Origin of the sequence: Pseudomonas sp. NDM (assembly GCF_003105095.1) — a bacterium.
Lineage (GTDB): Bacteria > Pseudomonadota > Gammaproteobacteria > Pseudomonadales > Pseudomonadaceae > Aquipseudomonas > Aquipseudomonas moraviensis_A.
Map to the genome: position 1 here is coordinate 1 of NZ_QETJ01000241.1, position 5,331 is coordinate 5,331.

Consider the following 5,331-nt stretch of genomic DNA (forward strand, 5'->3'; position numbering starts at 1 on the left):
CGATAGCGGTGAGTCAGTCACCGAAGATATTGACTGAAATTCCGCTATCGCGAGCAGGCTCACTCCTACAGGGGAGTTGTGTTTTGTCTGACCGAACCCGCTAAATTGCCTGCACCCCAACCCGTATTCATGAGGAGAGCGCGCGTGTCGCCAAGCCTGTTCCGACGATAACCATCAGCCCGCTGTGCGTTTTTCGTTTCGCCCCTTTTTTCGGCTGCTCTTTATTACAGGCCCAGGTTCATGCCCGAATACGTCAATTGGCTCCGCCACGCGTCTCCCTACATCAATGCCCACCGCGATTGCACCTTCGTCGTCATGCTTCCCGGCGACGGCGTCGAGCATCCGAATTTCGGCAATATCGTCCACGACCTGGTCTTGCTGCACAGCCTCGGCGTGCGTCTGGTGCTGGTGCACGGTTCGCGCCCGCAGATCGAAACCCGCCTCGCCGCCCGTGGCCTGACCCCGCATTACCATCACGGCATGCGCATCACCGATGCCGCGACTCTGGAATGTGTGATCGATGCGGTTGGCCATTTGCGTATCGCCATCGAAGCGCGGCTGTCGATGGACATGGCCTCTTCGCCGATGCAGGGTTCACGCTTGCGCGTGGCCAGCGGCAACCTCGTCACGGCGCGGCCGATCGGCGTGCTGGAGGGCGTCGACTATCACCACACCGGCGAAGTGCGTCGGGTCGACCGCAAGGGCATCAACCGCCTGCTCGACGAGCGTTCGATCGTGCTGCTGTCGCCGTTGGGCTACTCGCCGACCGGTGAAATCTTCAACCTTGCTTGCGAAGACGTCGCCACCCGCGCCGCGATTGATCTGGGCGCGGACAAGCTGCTGTTGTTCGGCGCCGAGCTCGGCCTGATCGACGAGAACGGCAAACTGGTGCGCGAACTGCGCCCGCAACAGGTGCCGGCGCATCTGCAGCGCCTGGGCATGAGCAACTATCAAGCGGAGTTGCTCGATGCCGCCGCCGAGGCCTGCCGTGGCGGCGTGGCGCGCAGCCATATCGTTAGTTACGCCGAAGACGGCGCGCTGCTGACCGAACTGTTCACCCGTGACGGTGGCGGTACGCTGGTCGCGCAAGAGCAATTCGAACTGGTGCGCGAGGCGGCGATTGAAGACGTCGGCGGCCTGCTCGACCTGATAAGTCCGCTGGAAGAGCAGGGCATTCTGGTGCGCCGTTCGCGTGAAGTGCTGGAGCGCGAGATCGAGCAGTTCAGCGTGGTCGAGCGTGAAGGGATGATCATTGCTTGTGCGGCGCTGTATCAGATTGCCGATTCCGATGCGGGCGAGCTGGCGTGTCTGGCGGTGAATCCGGAATACCGCCATGGCGGCCGCGGCGACGAATTGCTTGAGCGCATCGAAACCCGGGCGCGGGCGCAGGGTTTGAAAACCCTGTTCGTGCTCACCACCCGCACTGCGCACTGGTTCCGTGAGCGCGGGTTCGAGCCGAGCAGCGTCGAACGCCTGCCAGCGGCGCGGGCGTCGCTGTACAACTATCAGCGCAATTCGAAGATTTTCGAAAAAACTCTGTAAAACCGTGTCGCACCGTCGCTCCCACAGGAAAGCGCATTCCAGTGTGGGAGCGACGGTGCGACGATTCGACCTGCTCGCGAAGCTTTTTACTGGGTGATGAATTTCGCGCTGACGTAAGGCGAGTAATCCGGCAGCACCGTCTCGACCTTGCCCTGTTCTTTCAGGAATTTCGCCGTTTCAGCAATTGCCTTCGCGGTGCCGCCGTCCAGCAGCGCCGTGGTTTGCTGCGCCTTGGCATCCGGGAATGCCGAACCGGCCAGCAGTTCCGGCACATCCGCCGCGTTGGCACCAGTCAGTTTGGCGATTTTCTGCACAGGCACCGAGTCGGCTGTCCAGCCGTCCTTGTGCGCGGCGTAATCAGCGAAGGAGTCCAGGGTGACCTTGGCGAATTTCGCCACGACCTCGGGATGCTTCTCGGCAAAATCCTTGCGCGCGACCCACACCTCGAATGTCGGCGCACCCCACTGGCCGACTTGTGCGGCGTCGGTCAGGGTCTTGCCTGTCTTGCGAATCTCGCCCAGCGCCGGAGACCAGACAAACGCCCCGTCAATGTCGCCACGCTTCCACGCGGCGGCGATTTCCGCCGGTTGCAGATTGACCACTTTGACTTGCGAAGTATTCAGGCCCCAGTGCTTCAGCGCCCCGAGGAGACTGTAGTGCGAGGTCGATACGAACGGCGTGGCGATGGTCTTGCCGACCAGATCCTGCGGCTTGTCGATGCCGCTGCCGTTGCGCACCACCATAGCTTCGGCGGCGTTGATCTGCGCCGAAACGATGAACGCCACAATCGGCAGATTACGTGACGCCGCCGCAGCCAAAGGGCTCGAGCCGAGGTTGCCGATCTGCACGTCGCCGGAGGCGATGGCTGTCACTACTTCCGGGCCGCTGTTAAAGCGGCGCCAGTCGATCTTCTCGCCAATGGTTTTTTCATAGACGCCGTCGGCCTGTGGCACTTTGCTGGGATCGATGCCGGTCTGGTAGCCGACAGTCAGACCGGCGGCCTGTGCGGAAAAACAAAACAGTGCCGACACACAAACTGTAACAAATTGACTTGATAGTGCGCGTTTCGCCATGATGCGTCGCCTTTTCGATGGGATTTGCCGTGTTGGGAGTACGGCAAAGCTAATCGATCTAAAAAAAGGTCAACAAATACCATTTAGGAATGAGCTTAGGCGCCGATACGCTGTTTCCCGGCGCGGATGGCCATTAATGGGCCATATACCCGAATGGTATGAAAAAGAATGAATAAATTCTTTTTGGGATTATCAGGAAGTCTTTACGCTGCAGGGACCAATCACTTGCGATTAGACGATGGTCGTAGACATACAAGGTTACGATTGACTTGGCAGTCACGGTCTGGCGCTAATCGCGAATCTTAGGATTCAGGGCAAATCGACCCCGAACCAGGAACACAAGAATTAGAACGAGAGGAGCGATACATGAACAAGTCCACCTTGGCCCTGGCCGTGGCCGTTGGGGTTATGGCGCAGCAGGCAGGCGCCGCCGGTTTCATCGAAGACAGCAAGGCTACTCTGGGTCTGCGCAACTTCTACATCAACACTGACAACCGTAATGGCACTGGTGCCAACAAGAACGAAGAGTGGGGCCAGGGCTTCGACCTGCGTTTCATCTCCGGTTACACCCAAGGCACCGTCGGTTTCGGTCTCGACGCCATCGGCCTGCTGGGCATTCGTCTTGATTCGGGCGGCGGCACCAACGGCAACAGCGGCACCGCTTACGGCGGCACTGTATTCCCGAGCGAGTCCAACGGTAAAGCCGTGGACAACTTCTCCAGCCTGGGCCTGACTGCCAAAGCCAAGATCTCCCAGACTGAACTGAAGCTGGGTACCTTGCAGCCGAAGAACCCGGTCATCGTCACCAACGACGGTCGTCTGCTGCCGCAAACCTGGCAGGGTGGCCAGATCACATCCGGCGAGATCAAGGACCTGACTCTGGTCGGTGGTCAGATCGAGCACGTCAAAGGCCGTAACTCCAGCAACAATGAACAGCTGAGCATTGGCGGTGCCAACTCTCGCGGTCCGAACTTCCGCGATAGCAACAAATTCATTTACGCCGGTGGTGACTACAAGATCACCAAAGATCTGACTGCCCAGTACTACTACGGCAACCTGGAAGATTTCTACAAACAGCACTTCCTTGGGCTGGTTCACAACTGGTCCATCGGTCCAGGCGTGCTGAAGTCTGACTTCCGTTACTTCAACAGCTCCGACGACGGCGCGAACGGCCACGACCCAGCGTACTTCAGCTCTGGCGCTTACAGTCACGCGGCAAACGGCAAAGGCAAAGTCGACAACAACCTGTACAGCGGCCTGTTCCTGTACACCGTTGCCGGTCACACTTTTGGTGGCGGCTATCAGGTGAGCAACGGCAGCAGCGACTTCCCTTGGCTGAACCAGGGTGACGGTTCGTCGAACTACACCATCACCGACATGCAGATCCAGAAGTTCAACCGCGCCGGCGAGCGCACCTGGCAAGCACGCTACTCCTATGACTTCGCCAAGGTTGGCGTGCCTGGCCTGACTGCTGGCATGGTTTACCTGCGTGGCGATAACATTGACACCTATAACGCTCGTCGCGTCCAGACCTCGAATGGCGCTTCCGAATGGGAACGTGATTTGACCGTGGCGTACGTTGTTCCGGAAGGCCCGTTGAAAAACGTTGGCGTAATGTGGAAAAACGCTACTTGGCGCACCGACATCGCCGGTCAGCGCGACCAGGACGAAAACCGCCTGATCCTCAGCTACTCGATCCCGCTGCTGTAATCACGCGGCTCGATTCGCAGACAAAAAAAGCCCCGTCCGGCATCGCGCCGGACGGGGCTTTTGCGTTTCGAGTCAGGCTCACCCCCGTAAGCCCTTCTCGATTCCCTCTTTGCTGCAACTCAAGGCCTTCTCGAACCTTGCGTGCGATGTTCGTCGCGATGCGGGCCAGTGTCCAATGAACAGATGTTTAATATTCATTAATGATCTAGATATCTAGTTATTTATTCTTTTTCACACTGATCGATCCCGAGCTACAGTTGTTGTCTCCCATCCCTCATCAGGAGCAGCACCATGAGCCTCAGACTCGGCGACATCGCCCCCGATTTCGAACAGGATTCCAGCGCCGGCAAGATTCGTTTCCACGAATGGCTGGGCGATAGCTGGGGCGTGCTGTTTTCCCATCCGGCGGATTTCACCCCGGTGTGCACCACCGAGCTGGGTTTCACCGCCAAGCTCAAGGATGAATTCAGCCAGCGCGGCGTAAAAGCCATCGCGCTGTCGGTCGACCCGGTGGACTCGCACCACAAGTGGATCGAAGACATCAACGAAACCCAGAACACTATCGTCAATTTCCCGATCCTCGCCGATGCCGATCGCAAGGTCTCCGATCTCTACGATCTGATCCACCCGAATGCCAACGACACCCTGACCGTGCGTTCACTGTTCGTGATCGACCCGAACAAGAAGATCCGCCTGACCATCACCTATCCGGCAAGCACCGGGCGCAACTTCCACGAGATCCTGCGGGTGATCGACTCGCTGCAGCTCACCGACAACTACAAGGTGGCCACCCCGGCCAACTGGCAGGACGGTGAAGAAGTGGTGATTGTGCCGTCGCTCAAGGACGAAGACGAGATCAAGCAGCGCTTCCCGAAAGGCTATCGCGCGGTGAAGCCTTACCTGCGCCTGACGCCGCAACCCAACAAGTGATTTCTGCGGAGTAGCCGCTGGCGCCATCGCGAGCAGGCTCACTCCTACATTTGGAATGCGTTTCCCTGTAGGAGTG

4 protein-coding genes are annotated in these 5,331 nt (G+C 58.8%); 3 read left to right on the top strand and 1 reads right to left on the bottom strand.

Annotated elements, in window-relative coordinates; genetic code table 11:
* Nucleotides 1–240: 240 nt before the first annotated feature.
* Nucleotides 241–1,542, top strand: coding sequence for an amino-acid N-acetyltransferase (argA, locus tag DCO47_RS25525; RefSeq protein ID WP_064364694.1), 1,302 nt, complete (start codon nt 241–243; stop codon nt 1,540–1,542).
* Between the two features lie 86 nt (nt 1,543–1,628).
* On the opposite strand, the gene tauA is transcribed toward argA, so the two are convergent.
* Nucleotides 1,629–2,618 carry a taurine ABC transporter substrate-binding protein gene (gene tauA, locus DCO47_RS25530; protein WP_116659197.1) on the bottom strand — a complete coding sequence of 330 codons (990 nt, stop codon included), beginning with the start codon at nt 2,616–2,618 and terminating at the stop codon, nt 1,629–1,631.
* Nucleotides 2,619–2,981: 363 nt separating this feature from the next.
* Here tauA and DCO47_RS25535 point away from each other — a divergent pair, with 363 nt between their 5' ends.
* Together DCO47_RS25535 and DCO47_RS25540 are read left to right on the top strand one after the other, a co-directional pair.
* Nucleotides 2,982–4,325, top strand: coding sequence for an OprD family porin (locus tag DCO47_RS25535; protein WP_042607063.1), 1,344 nt, complete (start codon nt 2,982–2,984; stop codon nt 4,323–4,325).
* Between the two features lie 291 nt (nt 4,326–4,616).
* Nucleotides 4,617–5,255 (top strand): peroxiredoxin, encoded by a 639-nt coding sequence (locus DCO47_RS25540; protein ID WP_024014725.1) that lies wholly within the window; start codon nt 4,617–4,619, stop codon nt 5,253–5,255.
* The last annotated feature ends 76 nt before the right edge of the window (nt 5,256–5,331 follow it).

Excerpts from the sequence above, each read along its gene's own strand:
- argA (WP_064364694.1), top strand. The coding sequence starts at position 241 with ATGCCCGAATACGTCAATTGGCTCCGCCACGCGTCTCCCTACATCAAT.
- DCO47_RS25540 (WP_024014725.1), top strand. The coding sequence starts at position 4,617 with ATGAGCCTCAGACTCGGCGACATCGCCCCCGATTTCGAACAGGATTCC.
- DCO47_RS25535 (WP_042607063.1), top strand. The coding sequence starts at position 2,982 with ATGAACAAGTCCACCTTGGCCCTGGCCGTGGCCGTTGGGGTTATGGCG.